This window comes from Labedella populi, from assembly GCF_004078655.1.
Taxonomy (GTDB): domain Bacteria; phylum Actinomycetota; class Actinomycetes; order Actinomycetales; family Microbacteriaceae; genus Labedella; species Labedella populi.
Map to the genome: position 1 here is coordinate 103,196 of NZ_RZNC01000005.1, position 21,502 is coordinate 124,697.

21 protein-coding genes are annotated in these 21,502 nt (G+C 69.1%); 5 read left to right on the top strand and 16 right to left on the bottom strand.

The features are described 5' to 3' along the window. Window positions 1-16 precede the first annotated feature (16 nt). Window positions 17-877, bottom strand: a complete 861-nt coding sequence (locus ELQ92_RS13350; protein WP_128499798.1) for a TIGR03943 family putative permease subunit — start codon at window positions 875-877, stop codon at window positions 17-19. Next, the gene (locus ELQ92_RS13355) at window positions 867-1,919 is read right to left on the bottom strand and encodes a permease (protein WP_424980198.1); all 1,053 of its coding nucleotides are present in this window, start codon (window positions 1,917-1,919) and stop codon (window positions 867-869) included. Before ELQ92_RS13355 ends, ELQ92_RS13350 begins: the two co-directional genes overlap by 11 nt. Before the next feature lie 168 nt (window positions 1,920-2,087). On the opposite strand from ELQ92_RS13355, the gene ELQ92_RS13360 reads away from it, so the two are divergent. Next, entirely contained in the window at window positions 2,088-3,599 is a 1,512-nt protein-coding gene (locus ELQ92_RS13360; RefSeq protein ID WP_128499800.1) for a CoA-acylating methylmalonate-semialdehyde dehydrogenase, read from the top strand. A 60-nt stretch (window positions 3,600-3,659) separates the two neighbouring features. Here the strand turns inward: ELQ92_RS13360 and ELQ92_RS13365 are convergent, their stop codons facing one another. Then, the gene (locus ELQ92_RS13365; RefSeq protein WP_166426794.1) at window positions 3,660-5,237 is read right to left on the bottom strand and encodes a PucR family transcriptional regulator; all 1,578 of its coding nucleotides are present in this window, start codon (window positions 5,235-5,237) and stop codon (window positions 3,660-3,662) included. 116 nt (window positions 5,238-5,353) lie between these two features. Here ELQ92_RS13365 and ELQ92_RS13370 point away from each other — a divergent pair, with 116 nt between their 5' ends. After that, the gene (locus tag ELQ92_RS13370; RefSeq protein ID WP_128499804.1) at window positions 5,354-6,712 is read left to right on the top strand and encodes an aspartate aminotransferase family protein; all 1,359 of its coding nucleotides are present in this window, start codon (window positions 5,354-5,356) and stop codon (window positions 6,710-6,712) included. A 288-nt stretch (window positions 6,713-7,000) separates the two neighbouring features. Then, window positions 7,001-7,486: an FBP domain-containing protein gene (locus ELQ92_RS13375; RefSeq protein ID WP_128499806.1), complete on the top strand. Its 486-nt coding sequence runs from the start codon at window positions 7,001-7,003 to the stop codon at window positions 7,484-7,486. Window positions 7,487-7,582: 96 nt separating this feature from the next. Here the strand turns inward: ELQ92_RS13375 and ELQ92_RS13380 are convergent, their stop codons facing one another. Both ELQ92_RS13380 and ELQ92_RS16340 read right to left on the bottom strand, forming a co-directional pair. Continuing rightward, window positions 7,583-7,987: a Fur family transcriptional regulator gene (locus ELQ92_RS13380; RefSeq protein WP_128499808.1), complete on the bottom strand. Its 405-nt coding sequence runs from the start codon at window positions 7,985-7,987 to the stop codon at window positions 7,583-7,585. Window positions 7,988-8,058: 71 nt separating this feature from the next. Continuing rightward, window positions 8,059-8,328, bottom strand: a complete 270-nt coding sequence (locus ELQ92_RS16340) for a hypothetical protein (RefSeq protein ID WP_166426795.1) — start codon at window positions 8,326-8,328, stop codon at window positions 8,059-8,061. A gap of 102 nt (window positions 8,329-8,430) precedes the next feature. On the opposite strand from ELQ92_RS16340, the gene ELQ92_RS16345 reads away from it, so the two are divergent. Together ELQ92_RS16345 and ELQ92_RS13390 are read left to right on the top strand one after the other, a co-directional pair. Continuing rightward, the gene (locus ELQ92_RS16345; protein WP_166426796.1) at window positions 8,431-8,655 is read left to right on the top strand and encodes a hypothetical protein; all 225 of its coding nucleotides are present in this window, start codon (window positions 8,431-8,433) and stop codon (window positions 8,653-8,655) included. A gap of 1 nt (window position 8,656) precedes the next feature. Further along, window positions 8,657-9,271 carry a MarR family winged helix-turn-helix transcriptional regulator gene (locus ELQ92_RS13390; protein ID WP_128499812.1) on the top strand — a complete coding sequence of 205 codons (615 nt, stop codon included), beginning with the start codon at window positions 8,657-8,659 and terminating at the stop codon, window positions 9,269-9,271. A 25-nt stretch (window positions 9,272-9,296) separates the two neighbouring features. Here ELQ92_RS13390 and ELQ92_RS13395 read toward each other — a convergent pair whose 3' ends face one another. The 11 genes from ELQ92_RS13395 to ELQ92_RS13445 form a co-directional block, all read right to left on the bottom strand. Further along, window positions 9,297-10,130, bottom strand: a complete 834-nt coding sequence (locus ELQ92_RS13395; protein ID WP_128499814.1) for a metal ABC transporter permease — start codon at window positions 10,128-10,130, stop codon at window positions 9,297-9,299. Continuing rightward, window positions 10,127-10,972: a metal ABC transporter ATP-binding protein gene (locus tag ELQ92_RS13400; RefSeq protein WP_243695035.1), complete on the bottom strand. Its 846-nt coding sequence runs from the start codon at window positions 10,970-10,972 to the stop codon at window positions 10,127-10,129. Before ELQ92_RS13400 ends, ELQ92_RS13395 begins: the two co-directional genes overlap by 4 nt. A gap of 56 nt (window positions 10,973-11,028) precedes the next feature. Continuing rightward, on the bottom strand, window positions 11,029-12,036 hold the full coding sequence (locus tag ELQ92_RS13405) for a metal ABC transporter solute-binding protein, Zn/Mn family (protein WP_128499818.1): 1,008 nt from the start codon (window positions 12,034-12,036) through the stop codon (window positions 11,029-11,031). An 80-nt stretch (window positions 12,037-12,116) separates the two neighbouring features. Continuing rightward, window positions 12,117-12,770 (bottom strand): NADPH-dependent F420 reductase, encoded by a 654-nt coding sequence (locus ELQ92_RS13410; protein ID WP_128499820.1) that lies wholly within the window; start codon window positions 12,768-12,770, stop codon window positions 12,117-12,119. A gap of 176 nt (window positions 12,771-12,946) precedes the next feature. After that, window positions 12,947-13,843, bottom strand: a complete 897-nt coding sequence (locus ELQ92_RS13415; RefSeq protein WP_128499822.1) for a glycine betaine ABC transporter substrate-binding protein — start codon at window positions 13,841-13,843, stop codon at window positions 12,947-12,949. A 56-nt stretch (window positions 13,844-13,899) separates the two neighbouring features. Then, a complete protein-coding gene (locus tag ELQ92_RS13420) occupies window positions 13,900-14,889 on the bottom strand; it encodes an ABC transporter permease (protein WP_128499824.1) in 990 nt (329 codons plus the stop codon). Then, complete coding sequence (locus tag ELQ92_RS13425; protein WP_243695036.1) at window positions 14,886-16,220, bottom strand: quaternary amine ABC transporter ATP-binding protein; 1,335 nt, start codon at window positions 16,218-16,220, stop codon at window positions 14,886-14,888. The genes ELQ92_RS13420 and ELQ92_RS13425 overlap by 4 nt, the downstream gene beginning before the upstream one ends. Window positions 16,221-16,750: 530 nt before the next feature. Beyond that, window positions 16,751-18,112 carry a dihydrolipoamide acetyltransferase family protein gene (locus tag ELQ92_RS13430; protein ID WP_128499828.1) on the bottom strand — a complete coding sequence of 454 codons (1,362 nt, stop codon included), beginning with the start codon at window positions 18,110-18,112 and terminating at the stop codon, window positions 16,751-16,753. Window positions 18,113-18,133: 21 nt separating this feature from the next. After that, a complete protein-coding gene (locus tag ELQ92_RS13435; RefSeq protein ID WP_128499830.1) occupies window positions 18,134-19,150 on the bottom strand; it encodes an alpha-ketoacid dehydrogenase subunit beta in 1,017 nt (338 codons plus the stop codon). Then, window positions 19,147-20,289 carry a thiamine pyrophosphate-dependent dehydrogenase E1 component subunit alpha gene (locus tag ELQ92_RS13440; RefSeq protein WP_243695037.1) on the bottom strand — a complete coding sequence of 381 codons (1,143 nt, stop codon included), beginning with the start codon at window positions 20,287-20,289 and terminating at the stop codon, window positions 19,147-19,149. Before ELQ92_RS13440 ends, ELQ92_RS13435 begins: the two co-directional genes overlap by 4 nt. Then, complete coding sequence (locus ELQ92_RS13445; protein ID WP_128499941.1) at window positions 20,282-21,379, bottom strand: histidinol-phosphate transaminase; 1,098 nt, start codon at window positions 21,377-21,379, stop codon at window positions 20,282-20,284. Before ELQ92_RS13445 ends, ELQ92_RS13440 begins: the two co-directional genes overlap by 8 nt. Window positions 21,380-21,502: the final 123 nt, after the last annotated feature.

A 21,502-nucleotide genomic window follows, 5' to 3' on the forward strand; every position in this document is an offset into this window, starting at 1 on the left:
ATCGGTACTCAGCCGATCAGTACTCATAGGGGACGTCCGGCTCGGGGGTCGGATCGACCGACTCGGGCGAGACGGAGACGGGGCTGACCGCCGAGGCGTCCGGCGCCACGGCGAAGGCGCCGTCGACCGTGACCCACGACCCCACCTCGAATCGCTCGTCCCAGCCGGGCGAGTAGACGGTGACCCCGACGGGTTGCGCATCGATCGCACAGTGGCTCACGACGAAACGCGTCAGCACGAACGAATCGGCCGAATCCTCACTGGGCGTGACGAAGCCGATCGCCTCGAACGGCGTCGCGATGAGGCTCTCCGGATGGGTGCTCTGGCGCAGTAGCGACGCCCACTCGCGGAGCCCGTAGGTGGAGTAGTCGCCGTTCGCCGTGAGCTCGACGGTCTGGTCCCCCGGATCCGTGAGGAGGGTGCTCGCGTTGACGTCGCGGATCTCGGCGACCGCAGCGCTGATCGCGCGGGGAGGGAGCACGAGGAAGGCGAGGGCGAAGACGGCGCAGAAGACGGCCGTCGCCGCCCCGAGCACACCGGAGAGGGCGCGACGCGCGGGGCGTGGGTCTCCCGCGAGTGCCGACGTGGTGCCGTCGACCTCGTGCAGCAGGTCCTCGACGTGCGGGTGCCCGGCCAGGGCATCGTGCTCGTGGCCGGCGGGCTCGTCGCCGTGCTCGTGCTCGTGGCCGGTGCGAGGACGGGCGAGGACCGCGACGCTCGCGATCACGGCGATCGCCGACATCGCGACGATGAACGGCGTGTTGCCGGGATTGACGTAGATCCCGAGCTGACCGGTGACCGCGAGCCAGAGCGCGCACACGCTCATGACCAGGATGAGGCCGGCGCCGAGGAACCGGGAACCGTGCTCAGCCGACAAGGTTCACCACCAAGCCGAGTGCTCCCGTGAACAGCACGGCGATGAGTGTGATCTGCGTGAGGGTCTTCGTCGTGAAGGTCGTGCGCATGAGGGCGAGCAGTTTGACGTCGACGACCGGGCCGAGCACGAGGAAGGCCACGATCGCGCCCGGGAGGAAGGTCGATCCGAAGCTCAGGATGAAGAAGGCGTCGACGTTGGAGCAGATCGAGATGACGAGGGCGAGCAGCATGAGTGCTGCGACCGACAGCACCGGGTTCGTCCCGAGCTCGACGAGCGCCGCACGGGGCACGAGCACCTGGACCGCTCCCGCGATCGAACAACCGATGATGAGGGCCGGCATCACGGCGCGCGCCTCGGTCTGGAACTGCTCGATGCTCTGACCGACTCGCGTGCCGTGGGAGTGCTCTTCGCGGCGGCACGCCTCCTCGAATGCCGGGGTCAGCAACGACGCGGGGCGGGGATGGCGACTGTAGACGTACCCGATGAGGTTCGCGAGCACGAAGCCGCCGAGGATGCGCCAGACGAGGATGCCGCTGTCCCAGCCGAACGCGGCGTGCGTCGTGACGATGACGATCGGGTTGAGGATGGGCGCCGCGATCAGGAAGGTGATCGACTCCGGGACGGTGAAGCCGCGCATGATGAGACCGCGGGCGAGGGGCACGTTGCCGCACTCGCACACCGGAAGGAACATGCCGAGGAGCGAGATGCACGCCCGCCGGAGGAACGGCTGACTCGGCAGGAAGCGCTCGATGACGCCGGCGGGCAGCCACACCTGCACGAGTATCGACAGCAGCACCCCGAGCACCACGAAAGGCAGCGATTCGATGAGGACGCTGAGCGTGAGGGTGAAGAAGTCGCTGAATGCTTGCGGCACGTCGAGCTGTTCGGGGCTCAGGGCCCGGATCGCGATCAGGATCGCGAGGACGATCCCCGCTCCGATCGCGGGAGCCCGCCAGGAGCCGGCGGGTTTGCGGACCGTCGCCGCTGACCGCTGCAACGGCGGCACCGCTGTCGTGGTCGTTCTCGAGGTCTCGGCTGGCACGAGACCAGGGTAACCGCCGAGACTCCGGGTCTCCCGCGGGGGAGCGCGACAATCTGTCGAACTCTCGCCTCACGGACTGGACAAATCGACATTGTCCGGACAAATCGGGAGAACTAACGTGGTCACCGACGCGGCCAGCGTCCGACGCCTCCCCACGCGAGAGAGATCATGACGACCGACACCCCCACGAACCTCCCCGTCGTCCCCCACTGGATCGACGGGGCCGAATCCCCCTCCTCGAGCGGGCGCACCGCGCCCGTCTACGACCCGGCGCTCGGCGTCGCGACGAAGCACGTCGCGCTCGCCGACCAGGCGGAGATCGAGAAGGCGATCGCCTCGGCGCACGCTGCCTTCCCCGCGTGGCGCGACATGTCGCTCGCCAAGCGGCAGAACATCCTCTTCGCGTTCCGCGAGCTCCTCAACGAGCGCAAGGGCGAGCTCGCCGAGATCATCACGAGCGAGCACGGCAAGGTCGTCTCGGACGCCCTCGGCGAGATCGCACGCGGCCAGGAGGTCGTCGAGTTCGCGACCGGCCTCGCGCACCACCTCAAGGGCGAGTACTCCGAGCAGGTCTCCACGGGCATCGACGTGTACTCGACGAAGCAGCCCCTCGGCGTCGTCGGCATCATCAGCCCCTTCAACTTCCCGGCGATGGTGCCCGCGTGGTTCTTCCCCATCGCGATCGCCGCGGGTAACACCGTCGTGCTGAAGCCGAGCGAGAAGGACCCGTCCGCCGCGATCTGGATGGCCAAGCTCTGGAAGGAGGCCGGTCTCCCCGACGGTGTCTTCACCGTGCTGAACGGCGACAAGGAGGCGGTCGACGGCCTCCTCACGCACCCCGACGTCCGCGCGATCTCCTTCGTCGGCTCGACGCCCATCGCGAAGTACGTGTACGAGACGGGAACGGCACACGGCAAGCGGGTCCAGGCCCTCGGTGGTGCGAAGAACCACATGCTCGTCCTCCCCGACGCCGACCTCGACCTCGTGGCCGACAGCGCGATCAACGCGGGCTTCGGCTCGGCGGGCGAGCGGTGCATGGCGATCTCGGTCGTCGTGGCGGTCGAGCCCGTCGCCGACGACCTCATCGCGAAGATCGGCGAGCGGATGGCGACGCTCACGGTCGGCGACGGGCGCCGCTCGTGCGACATGGGCCCCCTCGTCACCGAGGTGCACCGCGACAAGGTCGCCTCCTACATCGGCATCGCCGAGGAGGACGGCGCGACGGTCGTCGTCGACGGCCGCGGCATCGAGGTCGACGGGGACCCGAACGGCTTCTGGCTCGGGCCGACCCTGCTCGACAACGTGCCGACGACGTCGCGCGCCTACACGGAGGAGATCTTCGGACCGGTGCTCTCGGTCGTCCGGGTGCCGTCGTACGAGGAGGGCGTCGCGCTCATCAACGGCGGCGCGTTCGGCAACGGCACGGCGATCTTCACGAACGACGGTGGAGCGGCTCGCCGCTTCCAGAACGAGGTCCAGGTGGGGATGATCGGCATCAACGTCCCGATCCCCGTTCCCGTCGCGACCTTCTCGTTCGGTGGCTGGAAGGACTCGCTCTTCGGCGACACGAAGGCGCACGGCGCGGAGGGTGTGAAGTTCTTCACGCAGCAGAAGGCGATCACGAGCCGCTGGCTCGACCCCTCCCACGGCGGAATCAACCTGGGCTTCCCCCAGAACTGACCCCCCTCACCCCCCTGAACACTTCCTCTGTGCACGAATTTTCGAGCACAGAGGAAGTTTTTAGTGGGGGGAGGGGGAGGGGAAGAGGAGGCGGAGCGACGTCCAGAGTTCCGAGCGCGCCGAGAAGGCACCGAGGTCGATCCCGAGCAGTGATTCGAGGGACGAGATGCGGTTGCGCAGTGTCTGGCGATGGATTCCGAGTTCCTTCGCCGGCGGGTCCCATGCACCGTTGTGCTCGAGCCACACCGTCGCCGTCCGGACCGCGAGCTCGCGCTCCGCGACGGGCAGGGCGAGGAGAGGGGCGAGGAAACGCCGCGCGAGCGTCTCGGCACCGCTCGCCTGCAGGAGTCCGAGCATGCCCTCCTCCGCGAGCCCCTCGAAACGCACGACGGGGCGGTCGGTCGTCGCCCGCGTGGCCGCTTGCCGCGCTTCCGCCAACCCCCTCGACAGGTCGTTCCACCCGATGGGGGCTGAGAGTCCGACCGGAACACCCCGACGAGCGAGCACCCGCTCGAACGACCCACTGGCCGAGTGCACGCTCGACTCGGCCACCGGCTCATCGCCCGCGGCGACGACGGCCACGATCTCGTCGTCACGCTCCGCCACGAAGACGCGCCCCGAGTCAGTGCCCGAGAGCAGGTCGAGCTCGTCGAGGAGCGACCGTCCCTCGTCGGCAATCGAGATCACGGCGACACGCACGGGGGCATCGGGGAGCCGACCGCCGAGGCGCTGGGCCGTCCGACTCGCAACATCGACGACGCCTGAGAGCACGAGTTCGAGGAGGCCGGAGCGCAACTGGCGGCGGGCCGTCTCGACGGTGCGACTCTGTTCGAGGGCGATGCTCGCGAGCGCGATGACGCTCGCGACGAGGTCGGTCTCGGCGGCGTCGAGTGGCGCCGCCGTACCCACGACGAGCGCACCGCGGATACGGCCCCGCTGGCCGACGGTCTGGACGGTCACGGCGTCGGACCCCACGATCACCCGGGCGCTCGACCGGTTGCCGCGCGCCAGCGCGGCGCGCACGGCCTCCTCCACGACGGATTCTGCACCGTCCGGCATCGGGATGCGCGTGCGCACGTCGATGCGGTTCCCGAGGGGGTCGAAGAGTGCGACCCAGCAGTCGAGCCTCCGTTCGAGCTCGTCGAGGATCGCCCCGAGTCCGTCCGGACGGAGCGCTGCACGAGCGATCGCCCGCTGCGCCGCGAGTGACCACTCCAGCCGCTCGCGCTGTTCCGCCGCGAGGACGTCGGACACGTGGCGGATGATGCTCATGAACGGGGTGCGGTCGGCCACCTCGAGGAGCGGAAGGGACCCGCGGACACAGCCGTCGACGAGCACCGCAGGGATGACGTCGTGCACGATCCCCGTCGCGAAGCCGAGCGCCCGCGTGCCGCTCGCGACGAGTCTCGACACGTACGCGTCGACCTCTTCGCGCCGGGATCCGGGGCCGAGGTGCGTCCCGTCGGTGAGGAGGAAGCCGCCGGGCTCGAGCCACGGCGTCGGATCGAGGAGGTCGGAGTTGTGGGCCCACAGCAGTGGCTCGTCGAGGACGGGCGACGCAGCCTCCGCACCCGCGACGAGGCGCAACCGGAAGGCCGGAGTCGCGAGGAGCGCGCGCAGCGTCGTGGGCACACGCACCTCCGGTCCTCGCGCTTTGTCGATCCGACAGTCGATCGTATCGACAAATCCGCCACTCGCCCGCGAGCGGGTCGCGCATACAGTGAAGTACTGATCGCTTCGAAGGACAGGCCACCATGACCACCACCTCCTCGCCTCACGCCGCTTCGACCGGCGCAGCCCCGACCGGCGCACCCTCCACCGGCGCGACGAACGCCTCCGTCTCCGCGAGCGACCGCAGCACGGTCTTCCACTCCTGGTCCGCCCAGGGATCCCTCGCGCCCCTCCCCCTCGCCGGCGGCCTCGGCTCCACCGTGTGGGACGTCGACGGTCGTGAGTACCTGGACTTCTCGAGCCAGCTCGTCAACGTCAACATCGGTCACCAGCACCCGAGGGTCGTCGCCGCGATCCAGGAGCAGGCCGCGCGGCTCACGACGGTCGCCCCGGCCCACGCGAACGAGACGCGAGCGGAGGCGGCGCGCCTCATCCTCGAGCGGGCCCCGGAGGGCTTCTCGAAGGTCTTCTTCACGAACGGGGGAGCCGACGCGAACGAGAACGCGATCCGTATGGCGCGTCTCGTCACGGGTCGCGACAAGATCGTCTCCCACTACCGGTCCTACCACGGCAACACCGGGGCGGCCATCGTCGCGACGGGCGACTGGCGCCGCATGCCGAACGAGTTCGCGCGGGGCCACGTGCACGCATTCGGTCCTTACCTCTACCGTTCCGAGTTCTGGGCGGAGACACCGGAGCAGGAGTCGGAGCGGGCGCTGCACCACCTCGAACGCGTCATCCAGGCGGAGGGTGCCGACACGATCGCGGCGATCCTCCTCGAGACGATCCCAGGCACCGCAGGGGTCCTCATGCCGCCGCCCGGCTACCTCGCGGGCGCTCGGGCGATCGCCGACCGCTACGGCATCCTCCTCATCCTCGACGAGGTCATGGCGGGCTTCGCGCGGACCGGCGAGTGGTTCGCATTCGACGCGTTCGACGTGCGACCCGACCTCATCACCTTCGCGAAGGGCGTGAACTCGGGCTACGTCCCGATCGGCGGTGTCGTCATCTCCGACCCCATCTCCCACCACTTCGACGAGCGCGTCTTCCCCGGCGGATTGACCTACTCGGGGCACCCGCTCGCTGCGGCGAGCGTCATCGCGACGATCACCGCGATGGCCGAGGAAGGCGTCGTCGAGAACGCGAAGCGGATCGGATCCGACGTGCTCGGTCCGGCTCTCACGGCGCTCTCGCGGCACGAGATCGTCGGAGAGGTGCGCGGGACGGGCGTCTTCTGGGCGGTCGAGCTCGTCTCCGACCGCGAAGCGCGCACGCCGCTCGACGCGAAGCGGATGGGTGCGCTCAAGGCCGATCTGCTCGGCCGTGGTCTCCTGCCGTTCACGGCCGAGAACCGGCTCCACGTCGTCCCGCCGGCCGTCGTCACGGACGAGGAGGCCCGCCGCGGCGTCGCGATCATCGACGAGGCCCTCGCCGCGCTCTGACTGCTTCCGCTGCCCGGCCCGGCCGAGCGCGTAGGATCGTCGTCGTGAAAACCATCCTGTCCCCCTCGTTGCCCGTCGGGCGTTCGGAGGTCGTCGGCGTCTCGTACGCCGACATCAGGTAACGCTGTTCCTCGGTGACCGCGAGCGCTCTGCGCCGCGCCCGGGCCGCGTCACGAGCCCGCCCGACGCGGGTGCGGCCGACGCCGTCCGTCCCCTCTCCGACTCACCGGCGGCCACGTCGCTCGACGGGCGGCCAGACAGCAGCAGCCAGACAGCAAAGGCACAACCATGCTCCCCCTCACGGAAAAAGACATCCGCTCCTCCTTCGTCAACGCCTCACAGCGCGAGCGCAAGGAGGTCCTCCTGCCTCCGACCCTCGACGAGCTCGACTGGGAACGCCGGGACTTCCTCGGTTGGCGCGATCCGAAGTCTCCCGCGCTCGGGTACGTCGTCGCCCACGTCGACGATGCCCCGGTCGGGGTCATCCTGCGTCAGAGCGGTGACCGGCCGGGCGCGAAAGCGCAGTGCTCGTGGTGCGAGGACGTGACCCTCCCGAACGAAGTCGTGCTCTTCAGCGCACGGCGATCGGGAGCTGCGGGACGCAACGGCAACACCGTCGCGACGCTCGTGTGCTCACACTTCGAGTGCTCGAAGAACGTACGCGTCCTTCCGCCGTCGGCCTACCTGGGCTTCGATCGTGAAGCCGCGCGTCAGCACCGGATCGAGATCCTGCGGCAGCGCGTCCAGAGCTTCGTCACCGACATCGCCCGCTGACAACGCCCGTGAGGTGTCGCAACTCGCCGCTACTCGATGCCGGTGAGCGACGACATGCGACACCTCACGGGTCGGTGCTCGGGTCGAGACAGGGGGTCAGCGGAGGGCGGCGGCCTTCGCCGTGCACTCGCTGCACAGCCCGAAGATGTCGACGACGTGCTGCGCCTCCGTGAAGCCGTTCTTCGACGCGACGGAGACGGCCCACCGCTCGACCTCGTTCGCTTCGATCTCGACGGTGAGCCCGCACGAGCGGCAGATGAGGTGGTGGTGGTGGCCGGACGTCTCGCATGCGCGGTAGAGGCTCTCGCCCTCCGGCGACTGCAGCGAGTCGGCTGCGCCATCGACGGCGAGGTCGGCGAGCGCCCGGTAGACGGTCGCGAGGCCGATCGGGGACCCGCCGCCCTTCAGCTGCGAGTGGAGCGCTTGGGCGCTGATGAAGCCGGTGGTCTCGTCGAGCGCCTCACGCACGGCCTCACGCTGCCATGTGTTCCGCTTCGCCATCTCCACCACTCCTCGGCCGTCCGCCCGTCCCTCCCAGGATAGCCGCGCCTTCGCGCGGTGGCCCCGCAGGATCAGGATACGGACGAGAGTTCCCCGCGCGACCGCATGCTCTGCAAAGACGGCCGCCCCGTCCCACGAGCCCACGCGGCGCGGACGGCGGACGACGCCTCCTCGCGGCGACGGAATGCGCCGAGGCGGGTACCGAGGCCGTCCACGGCGACGAAGGACCCGGCGACCCGCTCGACGACTCCCGCGTGCGAATCGCCCTCGACCGTCGAGCCGACGGCGACCCAGAGCGGGGCGTCCGGGTGGGCCCAGACGAGTGACGGGGAGGCGGGCATCGGTGTGGTCCTTTCGAGGGCGTTGCGCCGGACGATCTCGTCGGCTTTACTTAGATGACCATATAGCTAGGCCGTCTAGCTACTCACCCGGCAAGGAGAATGATGCAGAACCCGAACGCATCGACTACAGTGAACCGCTTCCCGCGCGGACCCGTGATTTGGTCCGGCGCCGATCGGGTCGTCGCGTGCGACGGTGACGGCGATGTCATCGGCACGTTCACGTCCGTGAGTGATGCCGAGCGAGCGCTCGCGGGAACCGTGCGTCGCCGACGTGCCCTCTTCGCACCGCGCCCCCGTTACGCCCGCATCGAGCGCACCGCGGCCTGACATGACGTCCGACGAGTTCCGCCGACGCGAGCCGGGACAGCCCGAGCGCACCGACGAGCCTTCCTCCGGCTACTGGTACCCGCAGCACGCCGGCGCGACGAGCGTCGATGTGCTCAACCTCCTGCGCCACTATCGTGACGCGGAGACCGAGATGCGGTCTCGGACGCGCTCCTCGATGAGCATGAACGAGACCGACCTCATCGCACTGCGCTACCTGTTGAAGGCCCAGAGGGAGGACCGCGTGGTCCTCCAGCGGGACCTCGTCCGCATCCTCGGCGTCACGTCGGCGTCGGTCACGGCCCTCGTCGACCGATTGAGCAGAAGCGGCCACGTGACCCGCGAACCACATCCGAACGATCGTCGCGCCGTCATCGTCGTGCCGACGGTGGACAGCGACAACGAGGTCCGCGAGACGCTCGGCGGCATGCACCAGCGCATGATCGCCCTCGTCGACGGTCTCGACGAGAACGAACTGGCGGCGGTCGCGAAGTTCCTGAGCGGCATGGTCACGGCCGTGAAGGCGTCGCAGAGTCTCGACGAGGAGTTCCAGGAGGTCGTGCGCGAGCAGCGGTCGGGAGGCCGAGGCGGCGCGGGAGCGGATGCGTCCGAGCGCTGAGCTGCGGAACCGACACCGGCCTGACTCAGACGGCGGCGCGGAGGCGGCGGCGCGAGGCCCGGCCGACGAGTCGGCACACGACGTAGATCGCGAACGAGATCGTCGTGATGTAGGGACTGATGGGCAGTGAACCCGCGATCGCGAGCAGGATGCCCGCGACCGCCGAGAAGAGCCCGAACACGCTCGCGAGCATGGGCACGAGCACGGGTGAGGCCGAGACGCGCAGCGCCGCCGCCGCGGGGGTGACGAGCAGTGCCATGACGAGGAGCGCACCGATGATCTGGACCGACACCGCCACGATGAGTCCGAGCAGGACCATGAAGGCGAGTGCCACGAAGCGGCTCGGCACTCCGCGGGCCGCCGCGACGTCGGGATCGAGCGAGTCGAACGTCAGTGGACGCCAGATGAGGAGCAACGCCACGAGGACCACGAGGCTGATCCCGACGAGCCACGCCAGCTGAGGCGAGTCGACGGCGATGATCTGGCCCGTGAGCAGGCTGAACTTGTTCGCGCTCCGACCGGGGTAGAGCGCGAGGAAGAGGATCCCGAGGCCGAGACCGGCGGGCATGAGCACACCGATGATCGAGTTCCGATCGCGAGCGCGCGCCCCAAGCAACCCGATGAGGATCGCCGCGATGAGGGAGCCGACGAGCGAGCCCGCGACCACGTTCACGCCCAGCAGCAGTGCGCCGGCCGCTCCCGCGAAGGAGAGCTCACTGATGCCGTGCACCGCGAAAGCCATGTCCCGCTGCATCACGAAGACGCCCACGAGTCCGCCGACGAGACCGAGCACGGCCCCGGCGATGATGGAGTTCTGAACCAGACCGAGCAGTTGGACGTAGGTGTCGAGATCGATCACGCGTGCGCCCCCGGCCGTTCGTCGGGAGGGTGATGCGTGTGGTGCGCGTGCGTCTGGGCGTCGGGGACGCCCACGACGACGACCCGGCCGTGAGAGCGGAAGACGTCGACGGGCGAGCCGTAGAGCTCGCTCAGCACCTCTCCGCGCAAAACCTCGTCCGGCGTGCCCTCACGGAACCGCCCGCCCGCGAGGTAGAGGATGCGGTCCACCTTGTCGAGCACCGGGTTGATGTCGTGGGTGACGAAGAGCACGGCCGTGTCGTGCTCGCGCCGCCGGCGGTCGATGAGCTCGGAGACCCCGCGCTGGTGCGCGAGGTCGAGGCTCAGGAGGGGTTCGTCGCACAAGAGCAGGACGGGGTCGTCGGCGAGCGCCTGGCCGACGCGCAGTCTCTGCTGCTCACCGCCCGAGAGGCTGCCGACCGGACGGTCGGCGTACGACGTCGCTCCGACGTCCGCGAGCAGCTCCTCGACGCGCTCCCGCTCGCCGCGCCGTGGCAACGGCAGTCCGAAGCGGTGCCCGTTGACCCCGAGCGCCACGAGGTCGCGTGCGCGGAGCGGAGTCCCCGGCGGCACGAGCTTCTGCTGGGGGATGTAGCCGATGCGGCGATCGCCGCTGCGGACGGGGGCGCCTCCGAGGAGAGCCCGCCCCGAATCGAGGGCCTGTTGACCGAGCACGGTCTTCAAGAGGCTCGTCTTTCCGGACCCGTTCGGTCCGAGCACCGCGATGAACTCTCCGCGCTTCACGCTGAGGTCGAGACCACTCCAGAGGGTCCGTTCGCCGAAGCCGAGTGACGCGTTCTCGAGACGCAGGACGTCGCCGCCCTCACGCTGCTCATCGTCCACTCGTCCATCCAACACCCTCGGGGGCGTCGCTCGTGCACGTGAGGATACGGGAGCGGTCATCCGATGGCGTCGGCGACGGCCTCGAGGTTGGCGGTCATCCAGCCGATGTAGTCGTCACCGTCGGGGAGCGTTTCTGTGAAATCGACCACCGGCACCGACTCCGCCTCCGCCGACTCGAGCACACGTTCCGTCTCGGGCCCGGAGGTCTGAGAGTTGTAGGCGAGCAGCGCGACGTCACCGGAGGAGAACAGGTCGAGCGTCTCGGCGAGCACCGCCGGTGACACGTCCGTCCCCTCCTCGATCGCCTCACTGAAGGCGTCCGGCGTCACGTTGACGAATCCCGCGGACTCGAGCAGGTAGAGCGGCACGGGTTCGGTGATCGCGACGCCCTCGCCCTCGTGCTCGGTCGCGATCGCGTCCGCTGCGGCGGTCACGCTCCCGAGATCCTCGGCGAACGCCTCGTAGTTGGCTTCGAAGGTCTCCGCATTGTCGGGGTCGATCTCGCCGAGCTCGTGGGCGAGATCGTGCGCGAGCGCGTCCATCGCGTCGATGCTGTACCAGACGTGCTCGTTGAAGCCCTCGATGTGCTCGTGCTCCGCGTGCTCCTCTTCGCCTTCCGCGTGCTCCTCGCCCTCGGCGTGCTCCTCGTCGGCATGGGCGGTGCTTTCCTCGCCCGGGATCAGACCCGACAGTTCGGAGGCGTTGAGGACCACGAGGTCATCCGCACCCGCGACCTCGACGAGGGTGTCGATGAACGGGTCATAACCGCCGCCGTTCTCGATCACGAGCGCGGCGTTCGAGACGGTCAACTGATCCTGCGCAGTCGCCTCGTACGAGTGCGGGTCCTTCGCGGCCGAGTCGATGATGCTCGTCACCTCGACGGCGTCGCCGCCGATCGTGGACGCGATGTCGCCATACACGTTCGTCGACGCGACGACGGAGACACCCGTCGAGGAGCCGCCGGTCGACCCGTCCGATCCGGACCCCGAGCCTGTCGCACAGCCCGAGAGGACGAGTGCGGCGGCGGGAACGGCGAGCAGGAAGGCGGGAAGACGTCGAGACATGACCGCAACTCTACCTGCTATTGACATTCATTATCAAAAAAACGCCATCGTCGATGCGCGGAGAGAGACGTCGGGCCGCCTCAGGCGCGCCGTGCGTCGGCGAGCTTCGCAGGGACGTCGGCGGCGGTCATGCGGGTGCCGTACGCCGGCTGATCGCGCTCGAAGCGCCAGCTGTCCGCGAGAGGGCCCGCATCGACGGCGTCGAACCCGAACTGGTCGAGCAGCTCCGAGACGATGCGCTTGGCCTCGGCGTCGTCCCCCGCGATCGGGAGTGCGCGGCGGTCGGCGGAGCCGGCCGGACGGCCGTCCGTCGTGAGGTCCTTCGCCATGATGTTGTTGAACGCCTTGACGACGCGTGAACCGGGCAGGTGCGCCTGGAGCATCTCCGACACCGTCGTGGTCGCGTCGTCGAGTTCCGCGATGTGTCCGTCACGTTCGAAGTAGTAGTTGTTGGTGTCGACGACGACCGTGCCGTCGAGCGGAGCGACGGGAACCGAACGGTAGGCCGCGAACGGCACGGTCACGACGACGAGGTCGCCGGATGCGGCCGCGTCCTCCGGGGTCGCGGCGCGCGCTTGCGGGCCGAGCTCCTCGATGAGGTCAGCGAGCGTCTCGGGCCCGCGCGAGTTGCTCATGACGACCCGGTACCCGTGCGCGACGGCCAAGCGGGCGAGTTGACCGCCGATGTTCCCGGAGCCGATGAATCCGATGGTCGAGAGTCCTGTAGTGGTCATAGGGACGGGCAACGCGGCTCCCCCGCCGTCCATTCCCGGGCGCACCGACACTCGTCCGCTGAACCCGCCCGACCGCGGGCGAGACCGAGCGCACGACATCCGCGATCACATCACACCGGAGACGACAAGACGGGCGGTGCCCTTCGGCACCGCCCGTCTCATCCGACACGATCGACTCAGCTGGTGAGGCCGTCGACGTAATCCTGGTTGTCCTCGATCCACTGCTCCACGATGGGGCCGTAGTCGTCACCGTCGTAGTCGACGAACATGACCTGCTCGAGCGAGTAGAGGGTGTCGAGATCCATCTCGAAGTCGCCCATCCACTCGGCGACCTCGGGGAACTCCTCAGCGAAGTCGGCCTTGCCGTAGGTGTGCAGCGACTCCGTGCCGCCCAGTGCGCCCTCGGGGTCCTCGAGCTCCTTCACCGGGTAGGCGGTGTTGGCCCAGTGCGGGTCCCACAGCGTCGCCACGATGTTCTCGCCCGACTCCGTCGCCGTCTGAAGCTCGGTCAGCATCGCCGCGGTCGACGAGGTGACGAAGTTCATGTCCTCGAGCCCATAACCGGGGATGACCTCGTTCTCCATCGCCATGGTGAGACCCGCGCCCGGCTCGATGCCGACGATCGTGTCGCCGAAGAGGTCAGCGTTGTCCGCGAGCTCCGTGAGGGAGTCGATCGGAGCGTCCTCGTTCACGACGACCGTGAGCTTCGACTCGTCGTTCCACGCACCGAGGTCCGTGATGTCGTCGCCGAACTCCTCGAGGTACGAGGCGTGCGTGCCGGGAAGCCACACGTCGGTGGTCATGTCGTAGTCGCCCGACGAGAGACCAGCGAAGACCGGTGCGACGTCGGCGTACTCGAGCTCGACGTTGTAGCCCTGCTCCTCGAGCACGGCCTTCCAGAGCTCGCTCGTGGCGACGGCCTCGTCCCAGCCGTTGAAGACCGCGATCGTGATGTCCTTCGACGCCTCGTCCGAACCTCCGGCCGAGTCGCTCGAATCGCCGGCGCAGCCGGCGAGTCCGAGAAGTCCTGCTGTGGCGACCGCCGCGATGGCGATCCTGCTGTGCTTCTTCATTGTTTCCTTTCTTCCCCGCGGGTTCCGGGGGGTGGGGGTCCTGGGTACGGACGGCTTCAGCCACCCATGGTGGGTGCGCGCCGGGGGCCGCCGCCGCCGACTCTCTCAGCCTCGTCGCGGGCCTCGTCGCGAGTGTCACGACGGGTGTCATCGTCGGCGCCCTCGCCCGATCCGTTCGCCGCCGGCTTCTCGTCGACCGACTTGGTGGCCGAGCGCTTCGCGCCCCGCGTGCCGAACGACGCGGTCACCCGGTCGAGGAAGATCGCGAGGATCACGACGGACAGTCCGGCCTCGAATCCGAGGCCGATGTCGATGCGGTTGAGGCTCGCGACGATCTCACCGCCGAGCCCGCCGGCGCCGACCATCCCCGCGATGACGACCATCGACAGCGCGAGCATGATGACCTGGTTGATCCCGGCCATGATCGTGGGGAGCGCGAGCGGCAACTGGATCTGCCGCAGGATGCGCCCTGGCGAGGCGCCGAACGCTTGACCGGCCTCGACGACCTCGCGGTCGACGCCGCGGATGCCGAGCTCGGTGAGGCGCACGCCGGGTGCCATCGCGAAGATGATCGTCGCGACGATGCCGGGGACGACGCCCACACGGAACAGGATCAGGGCGGGGATGAGGTAGACGAACGCCGGCATCGTCTGCATGAAGTCGAGGATCGGCTTCACGATCGTCGACGCCACCTGAGACCGGGCGGCGAGGATGCCGACGGGCACGCTCACGACCACGGCCACGAGGCCCGCGACGAGGACGAGCGCGAGCGAGTCCATCGCGTTGGCCCACTGGCCGACGAGTTGGATCACGACGAATCCGAGCACCGATCCGACGGCGAGCTTCCAGCCCTTCACCATGAACGCGAGGGCGGCGGCGACGATGATGACGACCCAGAACGGCGGGGTCGAGAGGACCCAGTCCACCCCGTCGTACAGGCCGAGGAAGACCGTCCGGATCACGTCGAAGAGCGGCTGGAACACGTCGGTGATGACATCGACGACGTCTTCGGCCCACTCGCCGAGGGGAAGGCGGAGGTCGTTCATGCGTGGGTCCCTTCGATGGCTGCGTCCGGTTCGTCGCTGAGCACGGCCGTCTCCCTGAGCGTCTCGGTCATGACGTCGACGGGCACGGTCGGTGCGGGCCCCACGACGGCGAGTTCAGAGGTGATCGCGCTGCTCGTCACGTTGCCGAGCGCGGCGAGGAGCGTCACTCGCGGAATGGCGCCGAGGAGACGACCGGCGTCGTCGACGACCGCGACGGGCAGTGGGCTCTCGGCGGACGGCTCGAACAGGTCGACGAGGTGCTGTTCGCCGGTGACCGTCGACGCGTCCGTCCGCACGATCGGCATGAGGTCCTTGTGCCCGCGCTTGACGAGTTTGAGAGCGTCGGTGTCGTGCACGACTCCGAGGAGCTTGCGGCCGTTGCCGACCACGAAGACCGCGGAGGTCTGCAGATCCCGCATCGTCCGGAGGGCCGCTCGCGGACCGGCCGTCGCGGAGACGACGGATCGTGCGGGCTCCATGACGCCGGCGGCAGTGAGGACGCGGGCGCGGTCGACGTCCTGCACGAACTGCGCGACGTAGTCGTTCGCGGGATCCGTGAGGATGTCGTCGGGTGTCCCCAACTGCACGATGCGGCCGTCGCGCATCACGGCGATGCGGTCGCCGAGGAACATCGCTTCGTTGAGGTCGTGAGTGATGAAGACGATCGTCTTGCCGAGTTCGCGCTGCAGCTCGACGAGCTGCTCCTGCATCTCACGGCGGATGAGCGGGTCGAGCGCGGAGAACGCCTCGTCCATGAGCAGGATGTCGGTGTCGGCGGCGAGCGCTCGCGCGAGGCCCACGCGCTGCTGCATGCCGCCCGAGAGCTGGCCGGGGAACTTGTCCTCCCAGCCCGCGAGGCCCACGCGTTCGAGGACGCGCTGCGCGCGCTCCCGCCGCTCGGCGACCGGTACTCCCTGCACCTCGAGCCCGTAGGCCGCGTTGTCCATGACCGTTCGGTGCGGCAACAGCGCGAAGTGCTGGAACACCATCGAGACGCGCTTCCGACGCACGTCGCGGAGCGCGGCCTCCGAGACACCGGCGACCTCCGTGCCGAAGACCTCGACCGATCCGGCCGTCGGCTCGAGGAGACCGTTGAGCATCCGGATCAGGGTGGATTTGCCGGACCCCGACAAGCCCATCACCACGAAGATCTCGCCGACCGTCACGTCGAACGTGGCGTCGATGACCGCCGCCGTCCCGAGTCCCGCGACCGCGTTCCGGTCGGCCCCGTCGGCGAGTCGCTTCGCCGCTTCCTTCGGACGCCGCCCGAACACCTTGTAGATCCCGTCCGCCCGGATGGCGACGTCGTTGCTTTCTCGCTCGTTGCTCACTGCACTCCGAAACGCGCGCGACGAATACCGCCTCGCGGTTCTCCTGGTCTCGCCCGGGCTGAGTGCGTGTGCGGACGTCTCTCCCATCAAGCGGTGACGACACGGGAGATCCCCCTGAAGGATGCTCCGGTGCTCGCGTCACAGCGAATCGGGACGGCCGCTGGGCCGGTCATGGGACCGGCACCGACGCCCTCGCCATACGATCGCGCGGCACTCCCAGCGGGATTGCGTCGCGTTCTCGCGGACTCAGTTCTCGGCCCTCGCGGGCCTCCCCAACGCTAACGCCCATGAGGCACGAGCGCGAACCGGAGGACTCTCGACGGGGCCCTTTTGGCGCATTCCTCAGCCCGCACGACAGAGCGGAAAGCGCCTCTCATCGGGATGTTCACGAACCGTTGTGGATTTGTTACCCGGCGGCCCGAGAAGCGGCGTCTCGCGGTCGCTGTGCAGGATCGGCGGCGCTCATCACGGGAGTTCGGCCCGTCGTGAGCCGCCGACCCATCAGGGAAGACGACTCTCCCCTGTCATCGTTACTCGAGCAGGAGGGCCGGCTCCTCGACGATCGACGCGACGTCGGCGAGGAAGCGGCTCGCGACATCGCCGTCCACGACGCGGTGATCGAAGGACGCTCCAAGGGTCGTCACATAACGGGGGCGGACCTCGCCGTCGACGACCCACGGCTTCTGCTTGATCGTCCCGAGCGCGACGATCCCGACCTCACCCGGGTTCAGGATCGGGGTGCCCGTGTCCATGCCGAAGACGCCGATGTTCGTGATCGTGATGGTGCCGTTCTGCATGTCCGCCGGCGGCGTCTTGCCGTCGCGCGCTTCGAGCGTCTTCTGCTCGAGGGCCTTCGCGAGCTCGAGCAGACTCATGCCCTGCGCGTCCTTGACGTTCGGCACGAGCAGTCCTCGCGGCGTCGCGGCGGCGAAACCGAGGTTCACGAAGTGGTGGACGATGATCTCCTCGTCCGTCCACGTGGCGTTCACCATGGGATTGCGCCGCACCGCCCAGATCATGGCCTTGGCCATGACGAGCAACGGCGAGACCTTCACGCCCGCGAAGTCGGGCGACGCCTTGAGGCGTCGCGTGAACTCCATGGTGCGGGTCGCGTCGACGTCGACGAAGAGGGACACGTGAGGCGCGCTGTATGCGCTCGACACCATCGCGTTGGCGATTGCCTTCCGCACGCCCCGGACGGGGATGCGCTCCTCTCGGCTGTCGCCCCACGCCGGAGTCTCGATGTTGCGGAACACGCTCGCCTGGCTCGCCTTCCGGACGACATCGTCACGGGTGATCTCACCGGCGAGACCGGTGCCCTCCACCTCCGCGAGATCGACGCCGAGATCGCGAGCGAGCTTCCGGATGGGAGGCTTCGCGATGACAGGACCTGCGGCGGCAGCCGGGACGGATGCCGGCGGGGCGGGCCGCCGTGCCGCGAGGCCCTTCTTGCGGCGCGACGTCGCGTGGCCCCCGGTTCCATAGCCCACGAGGACGGAACCCTCGCCGTCCTCCGACGGCGAGACGGAGGATGCGGCGTCCGTCGCGGCCTCCTCGGCGTCGTCCACCGGGCCGGCGGGAATCGTCTCGGGTGCGACCGCCCCTGTGGTTGCCGCCGATGCCGACGCCGCGGACTCGGGCGTGCTCGCCACGGCCGTTTGCACGGTGAGGATCGGCGCGCCGACCTCCACGGTCTGACCTTCCTCGGCGAGCACCGAGCCGATGACACCCTCGAAGGGCGACGGCAGCTCGACGAGCGACTTGGCCGTCTCGATCTCGACGATGACCTGGTTCACCTCGACCCGGTCGCCGGGTGTGACGTGCCAGGACACGATCTCCGCCTCGGTGAGGCCCTCGCCGACGTCCGGGAGGGTGATGTTCTGCTCGCTCATGCTGGTGCTCCTGAGATCGGACTAATAGGCGAGGGCGCGGTCGACGGCCTCGAGGATGCGATCGGCGTCGGGCAGGTAGATGCCCTCGAGCTTCGCCGGCGGGAAGGGTACGTCGAAGCCGGAGACACGCAACACGGGCGCCTCGAGCGAGTAGAACGCCCGCTCAGCGACCGTCGCGGCGATCTCCGACCCCACCGAGACCGAGCCGGGCGCCTCCTGGGCGACGACGAGCCGCCCCGTCTTCCGGACGCTCTCGAGGATCGGCGCGTAGTCGACGGGGGCGATCGACCGGAGGTCGACGACCTCGAGGCTGATGTCCTCCGCCGCCGCGAGTTCGGCCGCCTGCAGCAACACGCTCACCATGGCGCCGTGGGCGAGCACCGTGACGTCACTGCCCGGGCGCACCACACGACTCGAGTGCAGAGGAACGGCCGGAGCTGAGAGGTCGACGGCGCCCTTCTGCCAGTATCGGCTCTTCGGCTCGAAGAACATCACGGGGTCGTTCGCCGCGATGGCCTCCTGGATCATCCAGTAGGCGTCGTGGGGTGTCGACGGGCTCACGGACCGGAGGCCGGGGGTGTGCGCGAAGTAGGCCTCCGGGCTCTCCTGGTGATGCTCGACGGCACCGATGTGTCCGCCGTACGGGACGCGGATGACGACGGGGAAGGCCTGATTGCCCTCGTGACGATTCGTGAGCTTCGCGAGCTGCGTGGTGATCTGGTCGAAGCCCGGGAAGATGAAGCCGTCGAACTGGATCTCGCACACGGGGCGGTAGCCGCGCATCGCGAGCCCGATCGCCGTGCCGACGATGCCCGACTCGGCGAGCGGGGTGTCGATCACCCGGTTCTCGCCGAACGTGTTCTTGAGGCCCTCGGTCACACGGAAGACGCCTCCGAGCGTGCCGATGTCCTCCCCCATGAGCAGGACCCGTTCGTCCGCCGCCATCGCGGCGGCGAGTCCGGCGTTGAGAGCCTTGGCCATCGGCATGGTGGCCAACTCGGTCGTCGTCGGCGCGTGGGCGGTGGTGGTCTCGGTCATCGTGCGTCGCCCCCTTCGAGGCTCTCCTCGTATCGTTCGAGCCACTCGAACTGCTCGGCCGTGAGCGGGTGCTCGTCGGTGTAGACGTTCTCGAACATGAGTTCGGCGGGGGGCGATTCCAGGGCGAGGGTGCGCCGCCGCGTGTCGGCGGCGAAGTCCTTCGTCTCCGCCGTGATGCCGGCGAAGAACTCGTCGGACGCGCCCCGCCCGGCGAGGTACGCCCGGAAGCGGACGATCGGGTCGCGCGCCACCCACGAGGCGAGCTCGTCGTCGGTGCGGTACTTCGTGGGGTCGTCGCTCGTGGTGTGCGCACCGACGCGGTACGTGAGCGCCTCGACGAGCCGTGGACCGCCTCCGCCCCTGGCCTCGTCGAGGTTCTTCGCCGTGACGGCGTAGCTCGCGAGCACGTCGTTGCCATCGATCTGAACGCTCGGGATGCCGAATCCCTCTCCACGCCGGTAGAGCGGGGTGCGCGACTGACGGGACACCGGGACCGAGATGGCCCAGTGGTTATTCTGCAGGAAGAACACCTGGGGGGTCTGATAACTGGCGGCGAAGACGAACGCCTCGCTCACGTCTCCCTGGCTCGTCGCGCCGTCGCCGAAGTAGGCGACGACGGCCTGGTCGCTCTCGGGGTCACCCGTTCCCGATGCGCCGTCCAACGCGATGCCCATGGCGTATCCCGTCGCGTGCAGCGCCTGGGATCCGATGACGAGCGTGTAGAGGTGGAAGTTGCCGTTCCGCGGGTCCTTGGGATCCCAACCGCCGTGGGTGAGTCCGCGGAGAAGGCGGATGACGTTCATCAGATCGATGCCGCGGACCAGACCGACGGCGTGCTCCCGGTACGAGGGGAAGACGTGATCCTGCGGCCTCATCGCGTACGCCGATCCGACCTGGGCGGCCTCCTGGCCGTGGCTCGGCACCCAGAGTGCGAGCTGCCCCTGCCGCTGGAGGTTCCCGGCCTCGACATCGAACGCCCGGACGAGCGCCATGTCGCGGAACATCCGCTGGAGCGCCGCGTCATCGAGACCGTCGACGAAAGCCGCGTACTCCTCGGCGGCGGCGTTCGGCGCGAACGTCCCGTCGGGAGCGAGGAACTGCACGGGCGCATCCGCCACCGTGCGGGTCACGTCAGTCAACTCGAACCTCCGTTCGTCTTGCGGGGTGGTGGGCGGGAAGCATCTCGACGATCCGGGCCGCGGCGACGACGATTCGCCCCGCGGCGTCGTCCTCACCCACGGACACGCGCACGCCTTCCCCCGGGAAGACCCGGGCGACGACACCGCTCTCGACGAGGATCTCTCCCGCTCGGGTGGCCTCGTCCCCCGCCGGTATCCAGAGGAAATTGCCGTGGGCCTCGGGGACGGCCAGCCCCGCTGCGCGGAGATCTCCCGCGAGGGAGTCGCGCAGCGCGACGAGGGAACGGACGCGCGCGAGGAGTTCGTCCTCGAGCCGCAGTGAGGCGATCGCCGCTTGCTGCGCCGGCTCCGTGACCGAGAGCGGGATGGCGGCGGCTCGCGCCGCGTCGAGCACGACGGCGGGCCCGGCGGCCCAGCCGATGCGCAGGCCGGCGAGGCCGTAGGCCTTCGAGAAGGTCCTCAGCACGACGAGGTTCGGACGAGTGCCGACGAGCCGCAGTCCGTCGACGACTCCCGGCCCCGTCACGAACTCGGCGTACGCCTCGTCCAGGAGGACCAGCACGTCGGACGGGATGCGATCGAGGAACGCGTCGATCTCGTCGGCCGACACGACGGTGCCCGTGGGATTGTTGGGTGAGCAGACGATGACCACTCTGGTCCGCTCGGTCACCGCCGCGGCCATCGCCTCGAGATCGTGGGAGTGGTCCGGCCGGTTCGGGATCTGGACACTCGTGGCGCCCGCGACGGTCACGAGCCCGGGATAGGCCTCGAAGGAGCGCCACGCGTAGACGACCTCGTCGCCCGGGCCGGCTGCCGCCGTGATGAGTTGGCTGAGGAGAGCGACCGACCCCGCCCCCACGTGCACCTCGTCGACGCTCAGGCCGTGTCGTTCGGCGAGGACCTCCCGGAGCGCGAGCGCCGAGGCGTCGGGGTACCGGTTGACGGCGACGGCGGACATCACGGCCTCGAGCACCCCGGGCAACGGCGGGAAGGGGTTCTCGTTGCTCGACAGCTTGAATGCGTCGGCGCCGGCCGGTTTCCCCTGTCGGTACGGAGGAGTGGCCAGGATCTCCGGACGGAGCTTGACCATCGGCTGCTCGGGGTTTGTCACCCTTCGAGTGTAGACGCGCGGCCCATAACCGGTCCGGAATACCCGGGTCGCGCCGTCGCGGAGGATCGTGGGCCCCATGGGAGGGTGGCGTCGCCGTCCGTC